The sequence below is a fragment of the Pseudonocardia sp. genome, assembly GCF_050250275.1.
Taxonomy (GTDB): domain Bacteria; phylum Actinomycetota; class Actinomycetes; order Mycobacteriales; family Pseudonocardiaceae; genus Pseudonocardia.
Map to the genome: position 1 here is coordinate 1 of NZ_JBFWOY010000049.1, position 20,899 is coordinate 20,899.

The following is a 20,899-nucleotide window of genomic DNA, read 5'->3' on the forward strand; positions in this document are numbered from 1 at the left end:
GGCACGGACCACGCCACTCCGCGTGGAGGGTGGCATGACGAGCCTCCTCGCCCAGGCCAGCGCCGACGTACGGCTCGACGCCAACCTCGTCGACTACCTGCTCGTCGCCTTCTACTTCCTGCTGGTGCTGGGCATCGGCTACGTGGCGCGGCGGTCGGTGTCCTCCAGCCTCGACTTCCTGCTCTCGGGCCGCTCGATGCCCGCCTGGGTCACCGGCCTCGCGTTCATCTCCGCGAACCTCGGCGCGCTCGAGCTCATCGGCATGATGGCCAACGGCGCCCAGTACGGCATCGCGACGGTGCACTACTACTGGATCGGCGCCGTCCCGGCCATGGTGTTCCTGGGCCTGGTGATGATGCCGTTCTACTACGGGTCGAAGGCACGCAGCGTCCCCGAGTTCCTGGCCAAACGCTTCAACCGGACGACCCAGCGCATCCAGGGCGTCATCTTCGCCGTCGCGTCGATCCTGATCGCGGGCGTCAACCTGTTCGCACTCGGCCTGATCATCGAGGCCCTGCTGGGCTGGCCGCTCACCGTCGCGATCCCGGTCGCCGCGCTCGTCGTCCTCGCCTACACCACGCTGGGCGGGCTCTCGGCCGCGATCTACAACGAGGTCCTGCAGTTCTTCGTCATCCTCGCCCTGCTGATCCCGCTCACCCTCGTCGGCCTCAACCGCGTCGGCGGCTGGAACGGCCTGGTCGAGAAGGTCACCGCCGGCCCGGGCGGCGCCGAGCAGCTGTCGTCGTGGCCGGGCACCGAGCTCACCGAGATCGCCAACCCGGTGCTGTCGGTCATCGGCATCGTGTTCGGCCTCGGCTTCGTACTGTCCTTCGGCTACTGGACGACGAACTTCGCCGAGGTCCAGCGCGCCCTGTCGGCCAAGAGCATGTCCGCCGCCCGGCGCACGCCGATCATCGGCGCGTTCCCGAAGGCGCTGATCCCGCTCGTCGTCGTCATCCCCGGCATGATCGCCGCCGTCCTGCTCCCGGAGATCCAGGCGGTCAAGGCGGGGACCGCGCCCGCGGGCAGCGACATCACCTACAACGACTCGCTGACCCTGCTCATGAAGGAGCTGCTGCCCAACGGCATCCTGGGTGTCGCGATCGCCGGTCTGCTCGCCGCGTTCATGGCCGGCATGGCGGCCAACATCAGCTCCTTCAACACGGTCTTCACCTACGACCTGTGGCAGGACTGGATCAAGCCCGGCAAGTCCGACCGCTACTACCTGCAGGTCGGGCGCTGGGTCACGGTGATCGGCTGCGTCCTGGCGATCGGCACCGCGTTCATCGCGTCGGGCTCGCAGAACCTGATGGACTACATCCAGGCGCTGTTCAGCTTCTTCAACGCCCCGCTGTTCGCGATCTTCATCCTCGGTCTGTTCTGGAAGCGGATGACGGGCTCGGCGGCGTGGATCGGCCTGCTCGCGGGCACGGTCGCGGCGGTCACCGTCGACCTGCTGGTCCGCTTCGACGTGCTGCAGCTGTCGAACCAGGCGGGCAGCTTCGTCGGCGCGAGCGCGGCGTTCATCGTCGGTGTCGGTGTCGCCGCGGCCGTCTCGATGGCCGGGCAGCCGCGGCCCGAGGCCGAGCTCACCGGCCTGGTGTGGAGCCTCACGCCGCGGGCGAGCCGCACGCACTCGGTCGAGGGTGACGACGCCGGCTGGTACCGCTCGCCGCAGCTGCTGGCCGCGCTGGTGTTGATCCTGGTCGTCGTCCTCTACATCCTGTTCATCTGAGCCCGAGACCGAAGGAGCGAGACGGATGACCGACTCTTCCGAAGGCCGCAACCCCACGGGGGCGGGCCCAGCCGACGCGCCGCGCGCCGGGACCGACGCACCGCCGTCGGCCGCAGCCAACCTCTTCGACCTGCGCACCATCATCGCGCTGTTGTTCGTGGTCTACGGCCTGGTGCTGTTGATCATGGGGCTGGTGGCGACCGACGACGCCGACCGGATGAAGACGGGTGGCTCCAACATCAACCTCGACATGGGCATCGGCATGCTCGTCGTCGCGGCGCTGTTCGGGGTGTGGGTGCTGATGCGCCCGCTCAAGCCCCCGACGCCGGAGCAGCTCGCGGAGGCGGCCGCCGACGACCGCCCCGCCGGGCACTGACCGCCGGGCACTGACCGCCCGGCACAGTCGCGCCCGACGGAGTTCCGCCGGCACAGTTCCGCCGGGACAGTTCCGTCCGGCGGGGTTCCGCCCGACAGACCGAGAGGGCCGGTACCGCTCACGCGGTACCGGCCCTCTCGGCGTGCTCCCCCGGGGTCGTGCGCCGGGGGCGTCAGCTCAGCGCTCCGCGCGGGACCCCACGGGAATGCGGGGGTTGAACGTCACGAGGGTCCACTCGTCGAAGCGGCGGGCGCTACGGACCATGGCGGCCCACACGGTGCGGCGGTTGATCGTGGCCATCTGGTGTTCCTCCGATGCTGGTCGGTGTCGGGGTGTTCGCGGCCGGGTCCGGGGTCCGGCCGGGCGCGTCGTCGCGCTCACCGGGTATGACGCGTCGATCTTCTGAATCGTTACCGAAACCGAGCGTAGGCGACGCACATCACGATCCGCACCCGGCGTGCACCCGCCGGCCCGGCCGCCCGCTGCAGGAACGGCGCAAAGCGGGCCCGGCTCCCCCGCCGCGCCCTCTACCCTGCGCGCCATGCGCCGACCCGTGCCCGGCACCGCGCTCGCAGCCGCCCTCGGGGGCGCCCTCCTCGGGGGCGTCCTCGCGGGCTGCTCGACGCCTCCACCGGCCCAACCCGTCCCGTCGGCCCTCGCCCCGGCCACCGCCGCGCCCGCGGGTGCGACCCCCTCCGAGAGCGCCGTGCTCGTCTGCTCAGACGAGGCGGAGCAGGACATCACCGAAGCCCTCGCCGTGGCGCCGCAGGGCATCGACACCCCGACCTGGTCGGACCACGTCTACTCGTGCCGCTACCGCTACGCCGGCGGCGCGTTCACGCTGTCGGTCAAGGAGCTGTCGTCGGTCCCGGAGACGACGGCGTTCTTCGACGAGACCGCCCGCCGGCTCGGGTCGGCGCACACCCTCGACGGGCTGGGTGAGGGCGCGTTCGTCACCGCGAACGGGTCGGTCGTGGTGCGCAAGGACTTCAAGGTCCTGGTCGTCGACGACTCGGCGCTGCCCGCGGGCCTCGGTACCCCGCCGCTCACCCCGCCGCAGGTGGCGCTGCTGGTGGCCCGCACGATCATCGGGTGCTGGACGGGCGCCTGACCCCACTCACAGCAGGCCCCGGGCGGACAGCTCGGCGCGCAGGCGGGCGTAGCCGTCGGCGAGGTCGGCGCGGCCCGGGCGGGGCTCGAAGGTCTCGCGCAACCGCACCATCGCCGCCGCCGTGCGGGCCAGCGAACCCCGCGGGGCGGCGGCCAGGATCGCGGCGCCGAACGCCGAGCCGGCCTGCTCCGGTACCGAGACCGGTCGGCCGAGGACGTCGGCGCGCAGCTGCGTCCACCAGTCGTTGCCGCTGGTCCCACCGGTCGCAACGACGGGGCCGGACACGTCGGCACCGAGCCCGGCGAGCACGTCGAACGCCAGCCTCTCGACGAAGGCCACGCCGTGGGCGACCCGCGCGAACGTCTCGGCCGCGGTCGCACACGTGGGCCCACCGACGTCGAACCCGGTGAAGGCGGGGTCGGTGAACGGGAACCGCTCCCCCCGCCCCACCAGCGGGTACGTCGCGCCGGCCGGGACACCCGCGGGTGCAGTGAGCAGGCCGGGGTCGACGCCGGGCAGGTCACGTGCCAGCACCCCGGCGCCGGTGTTGGACGCGCCGCCGGGCAGCCACCCGCCGTCGGGGTGGCGGTGGCAGTAGACGCCGCCGCTCGCGTCGCGCACGAGACCGGGCGTCGCGCCCTTCAGGACGAGAGTCGTGCCGAGGGCGGAGCACCACCGGCCGGGGGCGAGCGCGCCCGTCGCGATCTGGGCGGCGCAGCCGTCGGTCATCCCGGCGACGACGGGCGTCCCGGCCGGGATGCCGCTGGCCCGCGCCGCGGCCGCGCAGACCGCGGCGATGCGGGTGCCGGGGACGACGACGTCGGGCAGTACGGCGGTGTCGACACCGAGCCGGTCGAGGACGTCGCCGGGCCAGCGGTCGGCGCGCAGGTCGTAGCCGGTCTTGAGGGCGTGGCTGGTGTCGGAGGCGACGGGGCGGCCGGCGAGCCGGGCGACGACGTGGTCGGCCTGGTGGACGACGGTGTGGCCCGGAGCGACGGCGCCGGTGGCGCAGAGCTCGACGAGCTTGGGCAGCGCCCACGAGGCCTGCATCCGGTAGCCCAGCGCCGTCCAGACCTGCTCACCGGCCTCCTGGACTGCGGCGACGCGGGCGGCGGCGCGGGTGTCGTCGTACATCCAGGCCGGGCCGACGGGCCGGCCGTGGCGGTCCTGGACGGCGAGCGTGCCGGAGGTGGAGTCGACGGCGATCGCGGCCACCCGGCGACCGCGCAGCCCGGCGACCGCGATACCGGCGGCGGTGCACGTGGCCGTCCACCACTCGGCGGGGTCCTGTTCGTGGCGCGGCCCGTCGCGCACGTCGCGGCGCAGCGGCGCCGCCCCCGTGCCGACGACACCTCCCGCGGCGTCGACGGCGACGGCGCGCACACCTTGTGTGCCGAGGTCGATGCCCAGCCACACGGGCCCGCCGGGGTCGGCCACAGTCACGGCAGCGACGATATCGGCCATGCTGCTGCAGGGAGCGCGTGAGGCCGTCGTCGAGCACTGCCTGCGGATGCGCGCGGACGATCTGACGGTCGCGACGTCGGGCAACATCAGTGTGCGGGTGGGCGAGCTGGTGGCGGTCACGCCCAGCGGTGTCGCCTACGAGGAGCTGACCCCGGCCGGGGTGTGCGTCGTGGATCTGCAGGGGAGGCCGGCCGAGGCCGGCCCGGTGCCGTCGAGCGAGCTGCCCATGCACCTCGCGGTGTACCGGGCGACCGACGCGGGCGCGGTCGTGCACACCCATCCGCTGTACGCGACGGCGGTGTCGCTGCTGCTCGACGAGCTGCCCGCGGTGCACTACATGGTCGCGACGCTGGGCGGCCCGGTCCGGGTGGCACCGTATGCGACGTACGGGACGGCCGAGCTGGCCGAGGTGGGCGTCGCGGCGATGGCGGGGCGCAGCGCGGTCATCCTGCGCAACCACGGCGCCACCACGCACGGCCCGGACCTGGCGACGGCCTACACCCGCAGCCTGTACCTGGAGTGGCTGTGCCGGTTGTGGCACCAGGCGAGCCTCGCGGGCACCCCACGGTTGTTGCCGCCCGACGAGATCGACCGCGTCGCGGCCATGCTGGCGGGCTACGGACAGCCGCGCGACCCTACGACGAGCTGACCGGCTCGGCGGCCGGGGCGTGCGGCTCCCCCCACGACAGGGCCAGCATCAACCGGGCCCGCATCTCGGGGTCGTCGAGGTCGTCGCCGAACAGCTCGTGCAGCTTGGCCAGGCGGTAGCGCACGGTCTGCGGGTGCACGTGCAGCTCGGCGGCGATGGCCTGCCGGTCGCCCATGTGCCGCAGCCACGCCCCCAGGGTCTCGACGAGCCGCTCCCGCGACGCCGGGGTCGCCTCCTTCAGCGGGCCCAGGACCTGCCCCCGCAGCGCCTCGAGCAGCCGCGGTTCGCGGTGGACGATGATCGCGTCGAGGTGTTCGTCGGTGAACACGGGGTCGTCGACGAGGACGCCGGTGCGTTGCAGGCGGGCGGCGATCTCGGCGATCTGGAGGCTCGCGGGCAGCCGGTCGGGCGGCACGGCCACCCCGACGACGGCGCCCGCGCCGCGCAGCGTCAGACCGAGCCGGCGGCGCAGCCCGGGCCGCGACGGGTCGGGGACGATCGCGCCCAGCAGCGGTGGGCGGCTGAACACCAGGCAGGAGGCGTCCATGCGGGCGAGGACGCGGTGCCCGATGGGGCTGTCGCGCTGGATGAGGACGACCCCGACCTCGCCGGGGACGGTCCAGCCCGCGCGGGCGGCGGCGGCGCGGACGGCGGCCTGGTCGGCGCGGTCGGACAGCAGGAGCCCGACGAGCTCGTCGCGCTGGCGTTCGCGGGTGGCGGCTTCCTCGGACTGTTCGAGGACGTAGCCGCGCGCCGAGGACGACGAGAGCTTGTCGACGAAGAAGAACACCGCCTCGGCGAGGGAGGCCAGTGTGCGGGGCTCGACGCCGATCTCGACGGCCGCCGCGGACACGTGGTGCCAGCAGACGCGCGCCCCGACCTGGTAGGCGCCGAGCAGGGCCGAGAGGTCGCGGCCCTCGCGCCACTGGATGCGGCCGATCTCCTCGAACAGTTCGGGCCCGATGCCGTTGTCGGACGTCGACGCGCCGGCCATCGTGACGAGGCGGCGCAGCGCGGCATCGGCGGCCACGGCGACCTCGACCTGGTGCTCGTCGAGGAAGTCGGCGTAGTCGGGCCACTCCTCGCCGAGTGCGGAGCGCACCTCGGCGAGCAGCGCGGGGAGGCGGTCCGCCAGCACCGGGAGCAACTCGGTCAGGGACGGGTCCTGAACGTCCACACATCTTTTCTACGCCTGTCGGGGTATGCCGCTCACGCGATTTATCAGGATGTGACAAGTCCGGGCGTCCAGAATTAACCGCAGGTGCGCAGAGATCACGCACCCGACGGGAGCAGGATTCGGTCCGTGGGGGATCGGCGGACGGGGGCGGCGCCGGTGCCCGCGGCGGCGCCGGTCCAGGCGCGGCTGCGGGACGCGGAGCGGTCCGAGAACTTCCCGGTGGCACTGCGGGTGCTTCCGGCGGTGACCCGTGCCCACCTGCGCGCGGTCTACGACGTCGTTCGCGTCATCGACGACATCGGCGACGGTGATTCCGAAGGGGCGCAACAGGATCGGCACCCTGTCACGGCCGAGGAGGCCGCCGGCCGGACCGCGCGGCTGCACGGGCTGTGCACGGACCTGCGCCGGGTGTGGGACGACGGTCCCGGGCCCGAGGCGCCCGTCCTGCGCCGCCTGGTGCCCACGGCGTGGGCCTGCGGGCTCACCCGGGAGCCGTTCGAGCGGCTCGTCGCGGCCAACCTCGCCGACCAGTACGTCACGCGGTACCGCACGTGGGGCGACCTGCTCGCCTACTGCGTGCTGTCGGCCGACCCGATCGGGCGGATGGTCCTCGCGGTGTTCGGCGTGGACGCGCCCCCCGGGTCGGACCTGCAACGCTGGTCCGACCGGATCTGCACCGCCCTGCAGATCCTCGAGCACTGCCAGGACGTCGCCGAGGACCGTGCCCGCGGCCGGATCTACCTGCCCGCCGACGACCTGGCGTCCTTCGGCGTCATGGAGGCCGACCTCGACGCCCCGCACGCCTCCCCCGCGCTGCGCGCGCTGCTCGCCGAGGTCACCGGCCGGGCGTGCGCGCTGCTCGACGAGGGGACCCCGCTGCTCGGCCGGCTGCACGGCTGGGCCCGGGTCGCGGTCACCGGGTACGTCGCGGGTGGCCGGGCCGCCGCGGACGCGTTGCGCCGCAGCGACTTCGACGTCCTCGCCGGTGCCCCTGAGGCGAGGCGCCGCGACGTCGTCCGGCATCTGGTCCGCGACCTGACCCGTCCGGCACGGGGGCCCCGCACCCGAGAACGCGAGTCCCGAGAACCCCGGTCCCGAGAACCCGAGTCCCGAGAGCAGGGCGCCGTATGAGCCGCAGCCCGTCCACCCCCGTCGAGCGCGCCTACGCGGCGAGCGAGGCGATCACGCGGGACCAGGCGCGGAACTTCTACTACGGCATCCGGCTGCTCCCGCCCCGCAAGCGGGCGGCGCTGTCGGCGGTGTACGCGCTGGCCCGGCGCATCGACGACATCGGCGACGGCGACGCCGGTGGGGACCCGTCGACGGAGGGCAAGCTGGCGGCGCTGGAGCAGGTCCGCACGTCGGTGCGGCAGGCCCGCGAGGCCGAGCCCGATCCGCGCGACCCCGTCATGGTCGCGGTCACCGACGCCGCCCGGCACTACCCGATCCCGCTCGGCGCGTTCGACGAGCTCGTCGACGGCGTCGAGGCCGACGTGCGGATGGACGACGAGCCCGGCGCGAGCGCCCCCTACGCGACGTTCGACGACATGGCCGGCTACTGCCGCCAGGTCGCGGGCTCGGTGGGGCGGCTGTGCCTGGGCATCTTCGGGTCCCGGCCGGACCCGCAGGCCCCCGTGTTCGCCGACGCGCTGGGCATCGCGCTGCAGCAGACGAACATCCTGCGTGACATCCGCGAGGACCTCGGCAACGGCCGCGTCTACCTGCCGGCCGCCGAGCTCGACCGGTTCGGTGTGGACCTACGCCTCGACGACCGCGGCAACCTCGCCGACCCGGACGGCGGGCTGGCGGAGCTGATCCGGTTCTCGGCCGACCGGGCCCGGCAGTGGTACGCCGACGGGCTGCGGCTGGTCCCGCTGCTCGACCGGCGCAGCGCCGCCTGCGCGACCGCGATGGCCGGCATCTACCGCCGGCTCCTCGACGACATCGCCGCCGACCCGCCGTCGGTCTACCACCAGCGCCGGTCGCTGTCGGGGCGGCAGAAGGTCGGCGTCGCGGTGCAGGCGCTGGCCGGGCGGGCGCCGGGAGGTGTGCGGGTGTGACCGTGCGCGTCGGGGTGGTCGGGGGCGGGCTCGCCGGGGTCGCCGCCGCGCTGCGCTGCGCCGACGCCGGCGCCCGGGTGACGTTGTGGGAGTCGCGGGCGCGCCTCGGCGGGGTCGCGGGCTCGTTCCGCCGCGGCGAGCTCGACGTCGACACCGGCCAGCACGTCGTCCTGCGGTGCTGCACCTCCTACCTGGCGTTCCTCGACCGGCTCGGGGTCCGCGACGCCGTCACGCTGCAGGACCGTCTCGACATCCCCGTCCTCGCGCCCGGGGCGCGACCGTCGCGGCTGCGCCGCAACGGGTTACCCGCTCCCCTGCACCTGGGGGCGGCGCTGCTGCGCTACGCACCCGTGCCGCGCGCCGACCGGCTCCGCGTCCTGCGCGCCGCGCTCGCGCTGGGCCGTGTCGACCCGGCCTCCGCGGAGGCCGACGCCCGCGGCTTCGGCGACTGGCTCGCCGCGCACGGGCAGAGCGCGCGGGCCGTCGAGACGCTGTGGGACCTCGTCGGGATCGCGACGCTCAACGCCCGCGCCGCCGACGCCTCCCTCGCCCTGGCGGCCACGGTGTTCCAGCTGGGGCTGCTCACCGACACCGCCGCGGGCGACCTCGGCTGGGCCCGGGTCCCGCTGGGGCGCCTGCACGACGACGCGGCCCGCCGCGCACTGGAGGCCGCCGGTGTCGACGTCCGGACCTCGGCGAAGGTCCGTTCGCTCACCGCGGGTCCCGACGGCTGGCGGGTCGCCGTCGCACCCACGCACGAGACGCACGCGCAGGCCGGACCCGGCGACGGTTCCGGCGGAGAGGAGGAGATCGTGGTCGACCGGATCGTGTCCGCCGTCCCGCCCACCGTCGCCGCCCGGCTGCTGCCGGAGGGGGCGTTCGATCTCCCGCAGGGGTGGGCCGAGCGGCTCGGCAGCTCCCCGATCGTCGGCGTGCACGTCGTCTACGACCGCCGGGTGCTGCACCACGACGTCGCCGCGGCCGTGGACAGCCCGGTGCAGTGGATGTTCGACCGCACCGGGTCGTCGGGGACGCGTGCGGTGCACCCGGCGGGAGCCCAGTACGTCGTGGTGTCGCTGTCGGCGGCCGACGACCTCGTCGGGACGCCGCTGGCGGCCCTGCGCGAGCTGATGCTGCCGGCGCTCGCGGCGGTCCTCCCCGACGCCGCCTCGGCGCGGGTCCTCGACTTCTTCGTGACGCGCGAGCCGCACGCCACCTTCCGGGCCGCGCCCGGGCAGGCCGCGCTGCGCCCCGGACCCGTCACCGCGCTGCCCGGTCTGACGGTGGCCGGGGCATGGACCGCGACGGGCTGGCCCGCGACCATGGAGGGCGCGGTGCGCTCCGGGGAGGCGGCCGCGGCGGCCGCGCTCGCCCGCCCGCTCGTCGCCGCGGGGGTGGCGCGATGACCGCGACCCTCGGCCGTTCCAGCGACCACCGCGACGTCGCGACCCGGGTGCTGCGCCGCGGCCGCGACACCGTCACCCCGGCGCTGCAGGCCGCCGTCGACCGGCTCGACGAGGCCGGGCGCACCCAGGCCCGCTACCACCTGGGCTGGACCGAGCTCGACGGCTCACCGGGCGCGGGTGGGGGCAAGGCGGTCCGGCCCGCGCTGGCGCTGCTCTCGGCCACCGCGGCGGGCGCCGACGTCGCCACCGGCGTGCCGGGCGCGGTCGCGGTCGAGCTGGTGCACAACTTCTCGTTGCTCCACGACGACCTGATGGACGGCGACACCGAACGCCGCCACCGCACGACGGTGTGGGCGCAGTGGGGGGCGTCGTCGGCGATCCTGTGCGGCGACGCCATGCTCGCCCTCGCCCAGGAGGTGCTGCTCGAGGCGCCGTCGCCGCACGCCGCCACCGCGGCGCGGCTGCTGGCCGTCACCACCCGGGAGCTGATCCGCGGCCAGGCCGAGGACCTCGCGTTCGAGACCCGCGACGACGTCGGCGTCGAGGAGTGCCTGTCGATGGCGTCGGGCAAGACGGGGTCGCTGCTCGCGGCGAGCGCGTCGATCGGTGCCGTGCTGGCCGGGGCCCCGGCCGCCCGGACCGAGGCGCTGCACGTCTACGGCCACGAGGTCGGGATGGCGTTCCAGCTGGTCGACGACCTGCTCGGGATCTGGGGCGACCCGGGGATCACCGGCAAGCCGGTGCTGTCGGACCTGCGGTCGCGCAAGAAGTCGCTGCCGGTGACGTACGCGATCCGCCACGGTGGCGGCGCGGGCCGGGAGCTGGCGCGGTGGCTGGCCACCGACGGCGACGCCACGGACGACGAGCTGCACGCCGCGGCGCACCTCGTCGAACAGGGCGGCGGCCGCGAGTGGGCCGCTGCGCAGGCCCGTCGCCGCCGCGACCTCGCCCTCGACGCCGTCACCGGCGCCGGGCTCTCCCCCGGCCCCACCGCGGAGCTCGTCGCGCTGGCCCACCACCTCGTCGACAGGGAGTTCTGATGACGCTCACCGCGCCGGAGCGTTCCGCGACCCGCACGCCGCGGGCCGCGCTGGACGCCGCCGTCGCGTTCCTGCGCGCCGGCCGGCACCCCGACGGCTGGTGGCAGGGCGAGCTCGAGACCAACGTGACGATGGACGCCGAGGACCTGCTGCTGCGCGAGTTCCTGGGCATCCGCACCGACACCGAGACCGCCGAGGCGGCCCGCTGGATCCGCTCCCGCCAGCGCGCCGACGGCAGCTGGGCGACGTTCCAGGACGGCCCGGCCGACCTGTCGACGAGCATCGAGGCCTGGGTGGCGCTGCGGCTGGCGGGCGACGATCCGGCCGAGGAGCACATGCGCCGGGCCGAGGCGTTCGTGCTGCGGGAGGGTGGGCTGGAGCGCAGCCGCGTCTTCACCCGGATCTGGCTGGCGCTGTTCGGGCTGTGGTCGTGGGACGAGCTGCCCGACATGCCGCCCGAGCTGATCTTCCTGCCGAAGTGGTTCCCGCTCAACGTCTACGACTGGGCGTGCTGGGCCCGCCAGACCGTCGTCCCGCTCACGGTGGTCGCGACGCTGCGGCCCTGCCGCCCGCTCCCCTTCGGGGTCGACGAGCTGCGCACCGGCGCTGCCGCGCCGCCGCCCGCGAAGCCGTGGACCTGGGCCGGGGCGTTCCAGCGCCTCGACACGGTGCTGCACGCCTACTCCCGGCGCCCGCTGCGCGGCGTGCGCAGGCTCGCGATGCGCCGGGCCGCGGAGTGGGTGCTGGCCCGCCAGGAGGCCGACGGCTCGTGGGGCGGCATCCAGCCGCCGTGGGTGTACTCGCTGCTCTGCCTGCACCTGCTGGGCTACCCGCTCGACCACCCCGCCGTCGCCGCCGGCCTGCGCGGGCTGGACCGGTTCCTGATCCGCGAGGACACCCCCGACGGCGTGGTGCGCCGCCTGGAGGCCTGCCAGTCGCCGGTGTGGGACACGTGCCTGGCCGTGACCGCGCTGCTCGACGCCGGAGTCCCCGCCGACGACCCCGACGTCCTCGCGGCCACCGACTGGATGCTCGCCGAGGAGGTCACGGGGGTGCGCGGCGACTGGGCCGTCCGGCGCCCCGACGTCCCCACCGGCGGCTGGGCCTTCGAGTTCGACAACGACGGCTACCCCGACACCGACGACACCGCCGAGGTGGTCCTCGCGCTGCGCCGGGTCGCCCACCCCGCGCCCGACCGCGTCCGCGCGGCGGTCGACCGCGGCGTCGCCTGGTCGGTCGGGATGCAGTCGCGCGACGGCGGCTGGGGTGCCTTCGACGCCGACAACACCCGCGTCCTCGTCACGAAGCTGCCGTTCTGCGACTTCGGCGCCGTCATCGACCCGCCGTCGGCCGACGTCACCGCGCACGTCGTGGAGATGCTGGCCGCGGAGGGGCTCGCCGGCACCGAGGAGTGCCGCCGCGGCGTCGACTGGCTGCTGGCCGCGCAGGAACGCGACGGCTCCTGGTTCGGCCGCTGGGGCGCCAACCACGTCTACGGCACCGGTGGTGTCGTCCCCGCGCTCGTCGCCGGGGGCGTCGACCCCGACACCCCGCCGATCCGGCGCGCCGTCGCCTGGCTCGAACGCCACCAGAACGACGACGGCGGCTGGGGCGAGGACCTGCGCTCCTACTCCGACCCCGCGTGGATCGGCCGGGGCGCCTCGACGGCGTCGCAGACCGCGTGGGCGCTGCTCGCGCTGCTCGCCGCCGGGGAGCGCGACTCGGCGGCCACGACCCGCGGCGTGCAGTACCTCGTCGACACCCAGCTCGCGGACGGGTCGTGGGAGGAGACGCTCTACACCGGAACCGGCTTCCCCGGCGCCTTCTACATCCGCTACCACCTGTACCGGATGGTCTTCCCCATCTCGGCGCTCGGCCGCTACGTGAACGGGCACCCGTCGTGAGGGCCGCCGCGCCGGACGCGCTCGGACCGCCCGTGGTGTGCGCACCGCTGGGCGTCGAACGCCGCGCCCTCGACGTCGCCGCCCTGCGCGGGGTGCGGATCGTCCGCACCGGGATGGGCAGGCGCTCGGGCGCGGCGGCCCGCACGCTCGGCGCCGACGGCCCACGGCCGGTGCTCGTCGCCGGGGTCGCCGGCGCCCTCGCGCCGCAGGTCCGGCCCGGCGACGTCGTCGTCGCCGACGAGATCCGCGACGCGTCCGGCGGCCGGGGCGCCGTCGCCGTCCCCACCGCGCGACCCCTCGCGGCGGCGCTGCGCGCGCTGGGCCTGCGCGTGCACGTCGGACCGGTCGTCACCACCGCCCAGGTCGTCGACGGCGACGCCCGGACCGCGCTGGCCACTACCGGGGCCCTCGCCGTGGACATGGAGTCGGCCGACCTCGCCGCCGCTGCGGCGGGCGGACCGTTCGCGGTGGTGCGCGTCGTCGTCGACACCCCCGCCGCGCCGCTGCTGCGCCCGGGGACCCCCGTGCGGGGGCTCACCGCGCTGCGCACCCTGCGCCGCGCGGCGCCCGCGCTGCGCGCCTGGCTCGACGCCACCGGGGCGCGCACCGTCCGGCTCGCCGAGCCCCGCTCGTTCTGCGCCGGTGTGGAACGGGCCATCGAGATCGTCGACCGGGCCATCGACCGGTTCGGCGCCCCCGTCTACGTGCGCCGCCAGATCGTGCACAACGCCCACGTCGTGCGCCGGCTCACCGAGCGGGGCGCGGTCTTCGTCCAGGAGGTCGACGAGGTGCCCCGCGGCGCCCACGTCGTCCTGGCCGCCCACGGCGTCTCCCCCGCCGTGCGCGCCGACGCCGACGCCCGCGGCCTGTCCGTCGTCGACGCCACCTGCCCGCTCGTGGCCAAGGTCCACACCGAGGTCAAGCGGCACACCGGGCGCGGCCAGACCGTCCTGCTCATCGGGCACGCCGACCACGAGGAGGTCGAGGGCACCGTCGGCGAGGCGCCCTCGCAGATCAGGGTCGTCGAGGACGAGCAGGCCGCCCGCACCGTCGACGTGCCCGACCCGGGCCGTGTCGCCTACGCGATGCAGACGACGCTGGCCGTCGACGAGGCGATGCGGATCGCGGCGGTCCTGCGCGAGCGGTTCCCCGCGATCCGCGCGCCCCGCCAGGACGACATCTGCTACGCCACGACCAACCGGCAGCAGGCCATCCGCGCGGTCGCCGCCGACGTCGACCTGGTGCTCGTCGTCGGCTCCCCCAACTCGTCCAACTCGCGGCGCCTCGCCGAGGTCGCCGCCCGTCAGGGCGTGCCCGCCCACCTCGTCGACGACGTCGGCGAGCTCGACCTGACCTGGCTTTCCGGTGTGCGCCGGGTCGGGCTGTCGGCGGGCGCGTCCGCCCCCGACGACCTCGTCGACGAGGTCGTCTCCTGTGTGTCCGGGCTCGGCCCGGTGACCGTCGCGGCCACCCCGACCGTTTCCGAGAACGTCACATTCACCCTTCCCAAGGAGGTGAGCCGGTAATGGCGATGCCGATGCGCCAGTCCGTGCGGCTGGGCGCGTACCTGATGAAGCAGAAGATCAAGCGCGTCGAGAAGTTCCCGCTGCTCGTCGAGCTCGAACCGCTGTTCGCGTGCAACCTGAAGTGCAACGGGTGCGGAAAGATCCAGCAGCCCGCCGCACTGCTCAAGCAGCGCATGCCCGTCGAGCAGGCGGTCGCGGCGATCGAGGAGTCCGGCGCCCCGATGGTGTCGATCGCGGGCGGCGAGCCGCTGATGCACCCGCAGATCGACGAGATCGTCCGGCAGCTGCTCGACCGCAACAAGATCGTGTTCCTGTGCACCAACGCCGTGCTGCTGCCCCGGCACATCCACAGGTTCACCCCCCACAAGAACTTCGCGTGGATGGTCCACATCGACGGCCTGCGCGAGCGCCACGACGCCTCGGTCAGCAAGGACGGCGTGTTCGACCAGGCCGTCGCCGCGATCAGGCAGGCCCAGGAGCGGGGGTTCCGGGTCAACACCAACACGACGTTCTTCGACACCGACACCCCGCAGGACGTCATCGACGTCCTCGACTACCTCAACGACGAGCTCGGCGTCGACAACATGCAGATCTCCCCCGGCTACGCCTACGAGAAGGCGCCCGACCAGGAGCACTGGCTCGGTGTCGAGCAGACCCGCGAGCTGTTCCGCAAGGCGTTCGACGGCGGACGGCGCAAGAAGTGGCGGCTCAACCACTCGCCGGTCTTCCTCGACTTCCTGGAGGGCAAGGTCGACCTGAGCTGCACGGCGTGGGCGATTCCGTCCTACTCCCTGCTGGGTTGGCAGAAGCCGTGTTATCTGCTCGACGACGGGTACGTCTCCACGTACAGGGAACTCATCGACGGGACGGACTGGGACGCGTTCGGCCGCGGTAAGGACGAGCGGTGCGCGAACTGCATGGCGCACTGCGGGTACGAGCCGTCGGCAGTCTTCGCGACGATGGGGTCGTTGCGCGAGTCACTGCGCGCCGCGACCGGAAGCTGAGGGGTCGCCACGTCCCACGCGACCCGGGGCGCCGCATTTCGGGCGTCGACCCCGTTATCTCCTCGTTACCGGGGTCGTTATGCTTCGGCGACCCCGACAGGAGAGGCGGACCGCGCGAATGCCGGACCACCCCCGCGTGACCACCTTGATCCACCTCCCGCCCATCGGGTCCCTGCTGCGCCAGGCCGGGCGCCCGCTGCTGGAGTCGACGCTCATCCCGCTGGCCCTGTTCTGGGTGCTGTTCACCCACGCCGGGTTCGACGCCGGGCTGCTCGCCGCCCTGTCGTGGTCGGCGGTGGCCATCGGGCGCAGGCTGGTCCTGCGCCGGCGGATCCCGGCGATCCTGATCGTCAGCACCGTGCTGCTGGTCGCGCGCACGGTCGTCGGGCTGTGGACGGGCAGCGCGTTCCTGTACTTCCTGCAGCCGACGGTGCAGAACTTCGTCTTCGCGTTGCTGCTGCTGGTGACGCTCGGCTTCGACCGGCCGTTGCTGGCCAAGCTGGCCGACGACTTCTGCGCCTTCCCCGACAGCCTCACCGGGCACCCCCACATGAAGCGGTTCTTCAAGCGGGTGTCGCTGCTGTGGGCGATCGTCTTCCTGGTCAACGGGGCGACGACGCTCGCCGTGCTCGCCACCCAGACCGTCGGCAACTACCTGATGGTGTCGACGGCGGGCTCGTACTCGCTCGTCGGCCTGGGGATCGTCACGTCCCTGTGGTGGTTCCGGCGCTCGATGCGCGGGCAGGGCATCCGGCTGCGCATCGGCCTGCCCGCCGCCGCGCGGATGCGCGTGGGCTGAGCTCAGCCGCGCACACGCCCGGCCAGGTCGCGCAGGGCGGCGTCGAGGTCGCGGACACCGAACTCCGCGGCGCGCGCCGCGAGCGGTGCGGTGGCCGCCGGGTCGGCGGCGAGCCGGCCGATCGTGGCGGTCACGTCGGACGGGCGCGGACACACCAGCGCGAGCCCGGCGTCCTCGGCGAGCCGGGCCCCGGCGCGGCCGTGCCCGGCGACGGGCGCGGCGAACACGACGGGCCGCCCGACCGCGAACGCCTCGGTCGCGATGACCCCGCCCGCGGTGGTGAGGACGACGTCGCTCGCCGCGATCAGGTCGGGCACCCGGTCGGTCCAGCCCAGCGGCCGCAGCGCCGTGCGGGGCAGGCCGCGGGCCTTCAGCTCGGCGCGCAGCCGCTCGTTGTGCCCGCACAGCACCACGGCCAGCACCGGCCGCTGCGGTGTCCGCGCCGCCAGCACGGCGTCGACGACGTGGTCGACGTGCCCGAACCCGAGCGACCCCCCGGACACGAGCACGGTGAAGCCGTCGGCGGGCAGGCCCAGGCCGGCACGCGCCTGCGCCCGGTCCCGCGGTGCGAACCGGACGTCGACGGCCGCGGGCGCGACCCGCACGTCGGCGCCGGGCGCCGCGGCCAGCGCCTGGCCGCGCGAGGACTCCAGCAGCGTCCAGGTCTCGTCGACGTCGCGCCACGCCCAGTACGGGTGCACGGCCATGTCGGTCACGACGGCGACGCTGCGCCCCGGCAGCCGGCCGTGGCGGCGCAGCCACGCCAGCCCGCCCGTGGTCATCGGGTACGTGGACAGGACCAGGTCCGGATGTTCCTCGTCGACCAGCGGCGCCAGGTCGTGGCCGACCCGCGACGCGCTGATCGCCTTGAAGGGCGCCGCCGCGCGGGGGGCGTGCAGCAGCGCGTCGTAGGCGGCGCCGTAGAGCCCGGGCGCCCACCGCATGGTCGCCGCGTAGCTGCGGGCCAGCGAGACGTCGCGGGCGGTGCTGCCGGTGCTCTCCACCTCACGCACGAGGGTCCGCGGCCACAGCGCCCGCATCCGCGCAGCCAGGGCCCGGGCCGCGGCGACGTGGCCCTCTCCCACCGGTGCCGACAGCACCAGTACCCGACCCGGCCCGTCGTCCGGGCCGATCCACTCCACGGCACGCACGCTAGCGCGATCACGGAACGGGTGGCGACATGAGCACCTCCACCAGCACCCCGACGACCACCTCCCGGCCCGTGGGGCCCGCCGCCGTCCCCGCGCCGCCGGGCACACCCCGGCGGGTCCTGCTCGTCACCGGCAGCCTCGGCGAGGGCCACCACGCCGCCGCCCGGGCCGTCGAGGAACGGGCACGGGCGCTGTGGCCGGGCGTCGAGGTGGTCTGGACGGAGACCCTCGACGCCATGGGCCGCGGCGCCGGGTCGCTGTTCCCCGCGATCTACGCCGGCTGCGTGCGCCGCCTGCCCTGGCTCTACGACCTGTACTTCCGGGCGCTCTGGCACGTGCCGCCGTTCCGGGCGGGCACCCGCGCCGTCGTGTCGCGGTGGAGCGCGCGCGGCATCGCAACGGCGGTCGCCGCCCACGACCCCGACCTCGTCGTCGCCACCTTCCCGGAGGCGGTGCTGGGCCTCGGGCGGCTGCGCCGCACCGGGCACCTGACCATGCCCGCGGCCGCGCTCGTCGCCGACCCGGCACCGCACCCGCTCTGGGGCGACAAGGCCCTCGACCTGCACCTCGTCAGCACCGCGGAGGGCGCGCGGATGCTGCAGCGGGCCGTCCCCGGCGCCGCCGTCCGCGTCGCCGCGCTGCCCGTGACCGGCGCGTTCACCCCGCCCGCCGCCGACGCGCCCGGCCGCACCCGGCCGCTGGTCCACGTCTCGTGCGGGTCGCTCGCGTTCGGCGACGTCGCCGGGGCGTGCGCGGCGGTCCTCGACGGCGGCGGCGACGTGCTCGTCAGCGCGGGACGGGTGCCGTCGGTGCGGACCCGGCTGGAACGCCTGGCCGGACACCACCCGCGCGGGGTGCGGATGCGTGTCGTCGACTGGGTGTCCGACCCGGCGGCCACGACCCGCGACTGCGACGCCGTCGTCACCAACGCCGGCGGCGCCACCGCGCTGGAGGCGCTCGCGTGCGCCCGGCCGCTGCTGCTGTTCGCACCCATCCCGGGCCACGGCCGGGCCAACGCCGAGCTCCTCGAACGCGAGGGGCTGGCCACGGTCTGCCCCGGACCCGACGAGCTGCGCGACGCCGTCGCCGCCCTCGCCGACCCGGCGGCCCGCGAGTCCGTCGTCGCCGGTCTGCGGACACGGCTCGCCGGTCGCGACCTCGCCGCCGACGTCGCCGCGCTGATCCCGGCGCGGGCCGAAACCGTCCCCGGCGAACGGGTCCGCGCCCAGGACGCGTTGTTCCTGCACGCCGCGACCGCGGACGTCCCGCAGCAGGTCGGAACGCGGCTGCTCGTCGAGGACGTCACCGGCCCCGACGCCGGACCGGAGGTCGCCGCTGCCTGGCGCGCCCACGTGGCGCAGCTGATCACCGAGCGGGCCGGCCGCATCGAGCTGCTCACCCGCCGCCTCGCGCCCGCCGAGCCCGGCCGGCCGCGGCGCTGGGTCGTGGACCTTGCCCCGGACTCCGGCCGGCACCTGCGCGCCGACACCGTCTCGGTCGGCCCGGGCGGTGACCACCCCGACTGGGACGAGGCACTCACCGCGTTCTTCGCCGAGCCCGTCGACCCCGTCACGACCGGCTGGCAGGTCCTCATCGCCCGGCACACCGGCGGCGAGGGCATCGGGGTGCTGGCCAAGGTGCACCACTCGCTCGGCGACGGGCTCGCCGTCACCGACGCCCTGATCCGGCTGTTCACCGACGAGGAGGCCACCCTGCCCACCCGCGGGCCCGGCGATCCGGGCGGCCCGCCCACCGCACGGGACCGGGCGCGCGCCGCCGCGCGGATCGTCCGCGGCATCGCCGGCCTCGCGACCGCGGGGACCGCCGGCCGGTCCCCGCTCACCGGGAGGGTCGGCGGCCCCGGCCACCACCGCATCGGGGTCCGGCTCGACGGCAGGCACGTCCGCGACGCCGCCCGCCGCCACGGCGTCGCCACCACCGCGCTCGTGCTGGCCGTCGTCGCCGAGTTCCTGCACCGCCACCTGCAGGAGCACGCGCCCGGCGGCGCCCCCGAGCGGGTCCGCACGATGGTGCCGCTCACGACCCGGACCGCGCGCGGTGTCGGCAGCCGCTCGGCCGGCAACCGGACCGCCGCGGTGTCCCTGGACCTGCCGACGGGACCGATGCCCCCGGCCGAGCGGGTCGCCCGGGTGGCGGAGCTGCTCGACCGCGGCACCGCCGGCGGCCAGCCCGAGGGCGCGGCCGCGGTGCTGCGGCTGCTCGGCGTGCTGCCCGGCCGGGTGCAGGAGCTGCTCGTCGGGGGTGTGTACGGGCGCAGGTTCTTCCATCTGCTCGCCTCGGTCATGCCGGGAGCCCGGCGGCCCCTGCACATGCAGGGCGCCCTGATCTCCGAGGTCTACCCGGTGTTGCCGCTGGCCGACGGTGTCGGGCTGGCGGTCGGCGCCCTCAACTGGGGCCGGTTCACGACGCTGGGGGTGTCGGCCGACGCCGGTATCGTCCGCGAGATCGGGGGAATACCTGATTGTCTGCGTGCGTCGTTGCGCGATATGAGTGACGTGTGCGGCCGGGGGTGACCGCACACCGGGGAGCGGCTGGGGGTGGCGATGGACTCCTCGATGGGCATGCTCGTCGCGGTTCCCGCCGCCGTCCTCGGGGCCGCGGGCTTCGGGCTGGCCACCGCCGCGCAGCAGCGGGCCACCAAGGAGGTGGAGGTCACCCCGACGCTGAGCCCCAGGCTGCTCGTCGAGCTGTTCGGCCGCCCGATGTGGCTGCTCGGCCTGGTCGCCACGGTCGTCGCGCTGGTGCTGCAGCTGGTCGCGCTCACGTTCGGGCCCATCGCCGTGGTGCAGCCGCTGCTGGTCACGGGGGTGGCGTTCGCCGCCGGGTTCTCCGCCCTGATGGCGCGCCGCCGCCCCGACGTCGTCATCCTGCTCGGCGCGCTGTGCTGCGCGGCGGGGCTGTCGGCGTTCCTGCTGCTGGCCCGGCCCGTCCCGGGAGCTCCGCACGAGAGCCTCGACCTGTCCGACGGGCTGCCGCTGGGGATCGCGCTCGCCGCGCTCGTCGTCGGCTGCCTCGTCTACGCGGCGGTCGTGTCGCACCCGTCGCGGGTCCTGGCGCTCGCCCTGGCCACCGGGGTCCTCTACGGCGTCACCGCCGGGCTCATGAAGGTCGTCACCGGGCAGCTGCAGGTCGGGTGGACCGAGCCGTTCGCCCACATGGCGCTCTACGTCGTCTGCGTGGTCGGGCCGCTCGGGTTCCTGCTCAGCCAGAACACGTTCCAGCAGGGCAGGCTCGTCTCCCCGGCGGTGGCGGTGATCACCAGCGTCGACCCGGTGGTCGCCGTCCTGATCGGCGTCGGCTGGCTCGGCGAGCAGCTCGACACCTCCCCCGCCAAGCTCGCCGGCGAGTGCATCGCGGCGCTGGTGGTCATCGCCGGGATCGTGCTCATCACCGCGCGGGGCAGCCACCTGCTGCACCGCTTCGACGCGATGGAAGCCGTCGGCGCCCGCCCCACCGGCCCCGCGCCCGGGTGAGCC

The 20,899-nt window shown here is 75.1% G+C and carries 18 protein-coding genes; 14 read left to right on the forward strand and 4 right to left on the reverse strand.

The window, feature by feature from the left end:
- Positions 1 to 34 precede the first annotated feature (34 nt).
- Together AB7F12_RS29705 and AB7F12_RS29710 are read left to right on the forward strand one after the other, a co-directional pair.
- Positions 35 to 1,735, forward strand: a complete 1,701-nt coding sequence (locus tag AB7F12_RS29705; protein ID WP_428498297.1) for a sodium:solute symporter family protein — start codon at positions 35 to 37, stop codon at positions 1,733 to 1,735.
- A gap of 25 nt (positions 1,736 to 1,760) precedes the next feature.
- Positions 1,761 to 2,111 (forward strand): hypothetical protein, encoded by a 351-nt coding sequence (locus AB7F12_RS29710; RefSeq protein WP_428498296.1) that lies wholly within the window; start codon positions 1,761 to 1,763, stop codon positions 2,109 to 2,111.
- A 177-nt stretch (positions 2,112 to 2,288) separates the two neighbouring features.
- Here the strand turns inward: AB7F12_RS29710 and AB7F12_RS29715 are convergent, their stop codons facing one another.
- Positions 2,289 to 2,411 (reverse strand): hypothetical protein, encoded by a 123-nt coding sequence (locus tag AB7F12_RS29715; RefSeq protein ID WP_428502144.1) that lies wholly within the window; start codon positions 2,409 to 2,411, stop codon positions 2,289 to 2,291.
- Between the two features lie 241 nt (positions 2,412 to 2,652).
- Between AB7F12_RS29715 and AB7F12_RS29720 the strand changes: the two genes are divergently transcribed.
- The gene (locus AB7F12_RS29720; protein WP_428502145.1) at positions 2,653 to 3,222 is read left to right on the forward strand and encodes a hypothetical protein; all 570 of its coding nucleotides are present in this window, start codon (positions 2,653 to 2,655) and stop codon (positions 3,220 to 3,222) included.
- Between the two features lie 6 nt (positions 3,223 to 3,228).
- Here AB7F12_RS29720 and AB7F12_RS29725 read toward each other — a convergent pair whose 3' ends face one another.
- Complete coding sequence (locus tag AB7F12_RS29725; protein ID WP_428502146.1) at positions 3,229 to 4,665, reverse strand: FGGY-family carbohydrate kinase; 1,437 nt, start codon at positions 4,663 to 4,665, stop codon at positions 3,229 to 3,231.
- Positions 4,666 to 4,684: 19 nt separating this feature from the next.
- Here AB7F12_RS29725 and AB7F12_RS29730 point away from each other — a divergent pair, with 19 nt between their 5' ends.
- A complete protein-coding gene (locus tag AB7F12_RS29730) occupies positions 4,685 to 5,335 on the forward strand; it encodes a class II aldolase/adducin family protein (protein WP_428502147.1) in 651 nt (216 codons plus the stop codon).
- Here the strand turns inward: AB7F12_RS29730 and AB7F12_RS29735 are convergent.
- Positions 5,322 to 6,512, reverse strand: a complete 1,191-nt coding sequence (locus AB7F12_RS29735; RefSeq protein WP_428502148.1) for a PucR family transcriptional regulator — start codon at positions 6,510 to 6,512, stop codon at positions 5,322 to 5,324. The genes AB7F12_RS29730 and AB7F12_RS29735 overlap by 14 nt on opposite strands.
- 126 nt (positions 6,513 to 6,638) lie before the next feature.
- On the opposite strand from AB7F12_RS29735, the gene hpnC reads away from it, so the two are divergent.
- From hpnC to AB7F12_RS29775, 8 genes are all read left to right on the forward strand, one after another.
- Positions 6,639 to 7,643, forward strand: coding sequence for a squalene synthase HpnC (hpnC, locus tag AB7F12_RS29740; protein ID WP_428502149.1), 1,005 nt, complete (start codon positions 6,639 to 6,641; stop codon positions 7,641 to 7,643).
- A complete protein-coding gene (locus AB7F12_RS29745) occupies positions 7,640 to 8,572 on the forward strand; it encodes a squalene/phytoene synthase family protein (protein ID WP_428502150.1) in 933 nt (310 codons plus the stop codon). Before hpnC ends, AB7F12_RS29745 begins: the two co-directional genes overlap by 4 nt.
- Positions 8,569 to 9,978: a hydroxysqualene dehydroxylase HpnE gene (hpnE, locus tag AB7F12_RS29750; protein WP_428502151.1), complete on the forward strand. Its 1,410-nt coding sequence runs from the start codon at positions 8,569 to 8,571 to the stop codon at positions 9,976 to 9,978. Before AB7F12_RS29745 ends, hpnE begins: the two co-directional genes overlap by 4 nt.
- The gene (locus tag AB7F12_RS29755) at positions 9,975 to 11,018 is read left to right on the forward strand and encodes a polyprenyl synthetase family protein (protein ID WP_428502152.1); all 1,044 of its coding nucleotides are present in this window, start codon (positions 9,975 to 9,977) and stop codon (positions 11,016 to 11,018) included. The genes hpnE and AB7F12_RS29755 overlap by 4 nt, the downstream gene beginning before the upstream one ends.
- The gene (gene shc / locus AB7F12_RS29760; protein ID WP_428502154.1) at positions 11,018 to 12,922 is read left to right on the forward strand and encodes a squalene--hopene cyclase; all 1,905 of its coding nucleotides are present in this window, start codon (positions 11,018 to 11,020) and stop codon (positions 12,920 to 12,922) included. The genes AB7F12_RS29755 and shc overlap by 1 nt, the downstream gene beginning before the upstream one ends.
- On the forward strand, positions 12,919 to 14,448 hold the full coding sequence (ispH, locus tag AB7F12_RS29765; protein ID WP_428516236.1) for a 4-hydroxy-3-methylbut-2-enyl diphosphate reductase: 1,530 nt from the start codon (positions 12,919 to 12,921) through the stop codon (positions 14,446 to 14,448). Before shc ends, ispH begins: the two co-directional genes overlap by 4 nt.
- Positions 14,448 to 15,452, forward strand: coding sequence for an adenosyl-hopene transferase HpnH (hpnH, locus tag AB7F12_RS29770; RefSeq protein ID WP_428502618.1), 1,005 nt, complete (start codon positions 14,448 to 14,450; stop codon positions 15,450 to 15,452). Before ispH ends, hpnH begins: the two co-directional genes overlap by 1 nt.
- A 136-nt stretch (positions 15,453 to 15,588) precedes the next feature.
- Complete coding sequence (locus AB7F12_RS29775) at positions 15,589 to 16,251, forward strand: VC0807 family protein (protein ID WP_428502619.1); 663 nt, start codon at positions 15,589 to 15,591, stop codon at positions 16,249 to 16,251.
- A gap of 2 nt (positions 16,252 to 16,253) precedes the next feature.
- Here the strand turns inward: AB7F12_RS29775 and AB7F12_RS29780 are convergent, their stop codons facing one another.
- Positions 16,254 to 17,393, reverse strand: a complete 1,140-nt coding sequence (locus tag AB7F12_RS29780) for an MGDG synthase family glycosyltransferase (protein WP_428502620.1) — start codon at positions 17,391 to 17,393, stop codon at positions 16,254 to 16,256.
- Positions 17,394 to 17,431: 38 nt separating this feature from the next.
- Here AB7F12_RS29780 and AB7F12_RS29785 point away from each other — a divergent pair, with 38 nt between their 5' ends.
- Both AB7F12_RS29785 and AB7F12_RS29790 read left to right on the forward strand, forming a co-directional pair.
- On the forward strand, positions 17,432 to 19,936 hold the full coding sequence (locus AB7F12_RS29785; RefSeq protein WP_428502621.1) for a WS/DGAT domain-containing protein: 2,505 nt from the start codon (positions 17,432 to 17,434) through the stop codon (positions 19,934 to 19,936).
- Between the two features lie 30 nt (positions 19,937 to 19,966).
- A complete protein-coding gene (locus AB7F12_RS29790) occupies positions 19,967 to 20,896 on the forward strand; it encodes a DMT family transporter (RefSeq protein WP_428516234.1) in 930 nt (309 codons plus the stop codon).
- Positions 20,897 to 20,899: the final 3 nt, after the last annotated feature.

What these genes read in the sequence shown, in the direction of transcription:
- AB7F12_RS29730 (WP_428502147.1), top strand. Translation starts at nt 4,685, where the DNA reads ATGCTGCTGCAGGGAGCGCGTGAGGCCGTCGTCGAGCACTGCCTGCGG.
- hpnH (WP_428502618.1), top strand. Translation starts at nt 14,448, where the DNA reads ATGGCGATGCCGATGCGCCAGTCCGTGCGGCTGGGCGCGTACCTGATG.
- AB7F12_RS29785 (WP_428502621.1), top strand. Translation starts at nt 17,432, where the DNA reads ATGAGCACCTCCACCAGCACCCCGACGACCACCTCCCGGCCCGTGGGG.
- AB7F12_RS29710 (WP_428498296.1), top strand. Translation starts at nt 1,761, where the DNA reads ATGACCGACTCTTCCGAAGGCCGCAACCCCACGGGGGCGGGCCCAGCC.
- AB7F12_RS29715 (WP_428502144.1), bottom strand. Translation starts at nt 2,411, where the DNA reads ATGGCCACGATCAACCGCCGCACCGTGTGGGCCGCCATGGTCCGTAGC.
- AB7F12_RS29755 (WP_428502152.1), top strand. Translation starts at nt 9,975, where the DNA reads ATGACCGCGACCCTCGGCCGTTCCAGCGACCACCGCGACGTCGCGACC.
- shc (WP_428502154.1), top strand. Translation starts at nt 11,018, where the DNA reads ATGACGCTCACCGCGCCGGAGCGTTCCGCGACCCGCACGCCGCGGGCC.
- AB7F12_RS29705 (WP_428498297.1), top strand. Translation starts at nt 35, where the DNA reads ATGACGAGCCTCCTCGCCCAGGCCAGCGCCGACGTACGGCTCGACGCC.
- AB7F12_RS29790 (WP_428516234.1), top strand. Translation starts at nt 19,967, where the DNA reads ATGGACTCCTCGATGGGCATGCTCGTCGCGGTTCCCGCCGCCGTCCTC.
- AB7F12_RS29720 (WP_428502145.1), top strand. Translation starts at nt 2,653, where the DNA reads ATGCGCCGACCCGTGCCCGGCACCGCGCTCGCAGCCGCCCTCGGGGGC.
- AB7F12_RS29745 (WP_428502150.1), top strand. Translation starts at nt 7,640, where the DNA reads ATGAGCCGCAGCCCGTCCACCCCCGTCGAGCGCGCCTACGCGGCGAGC.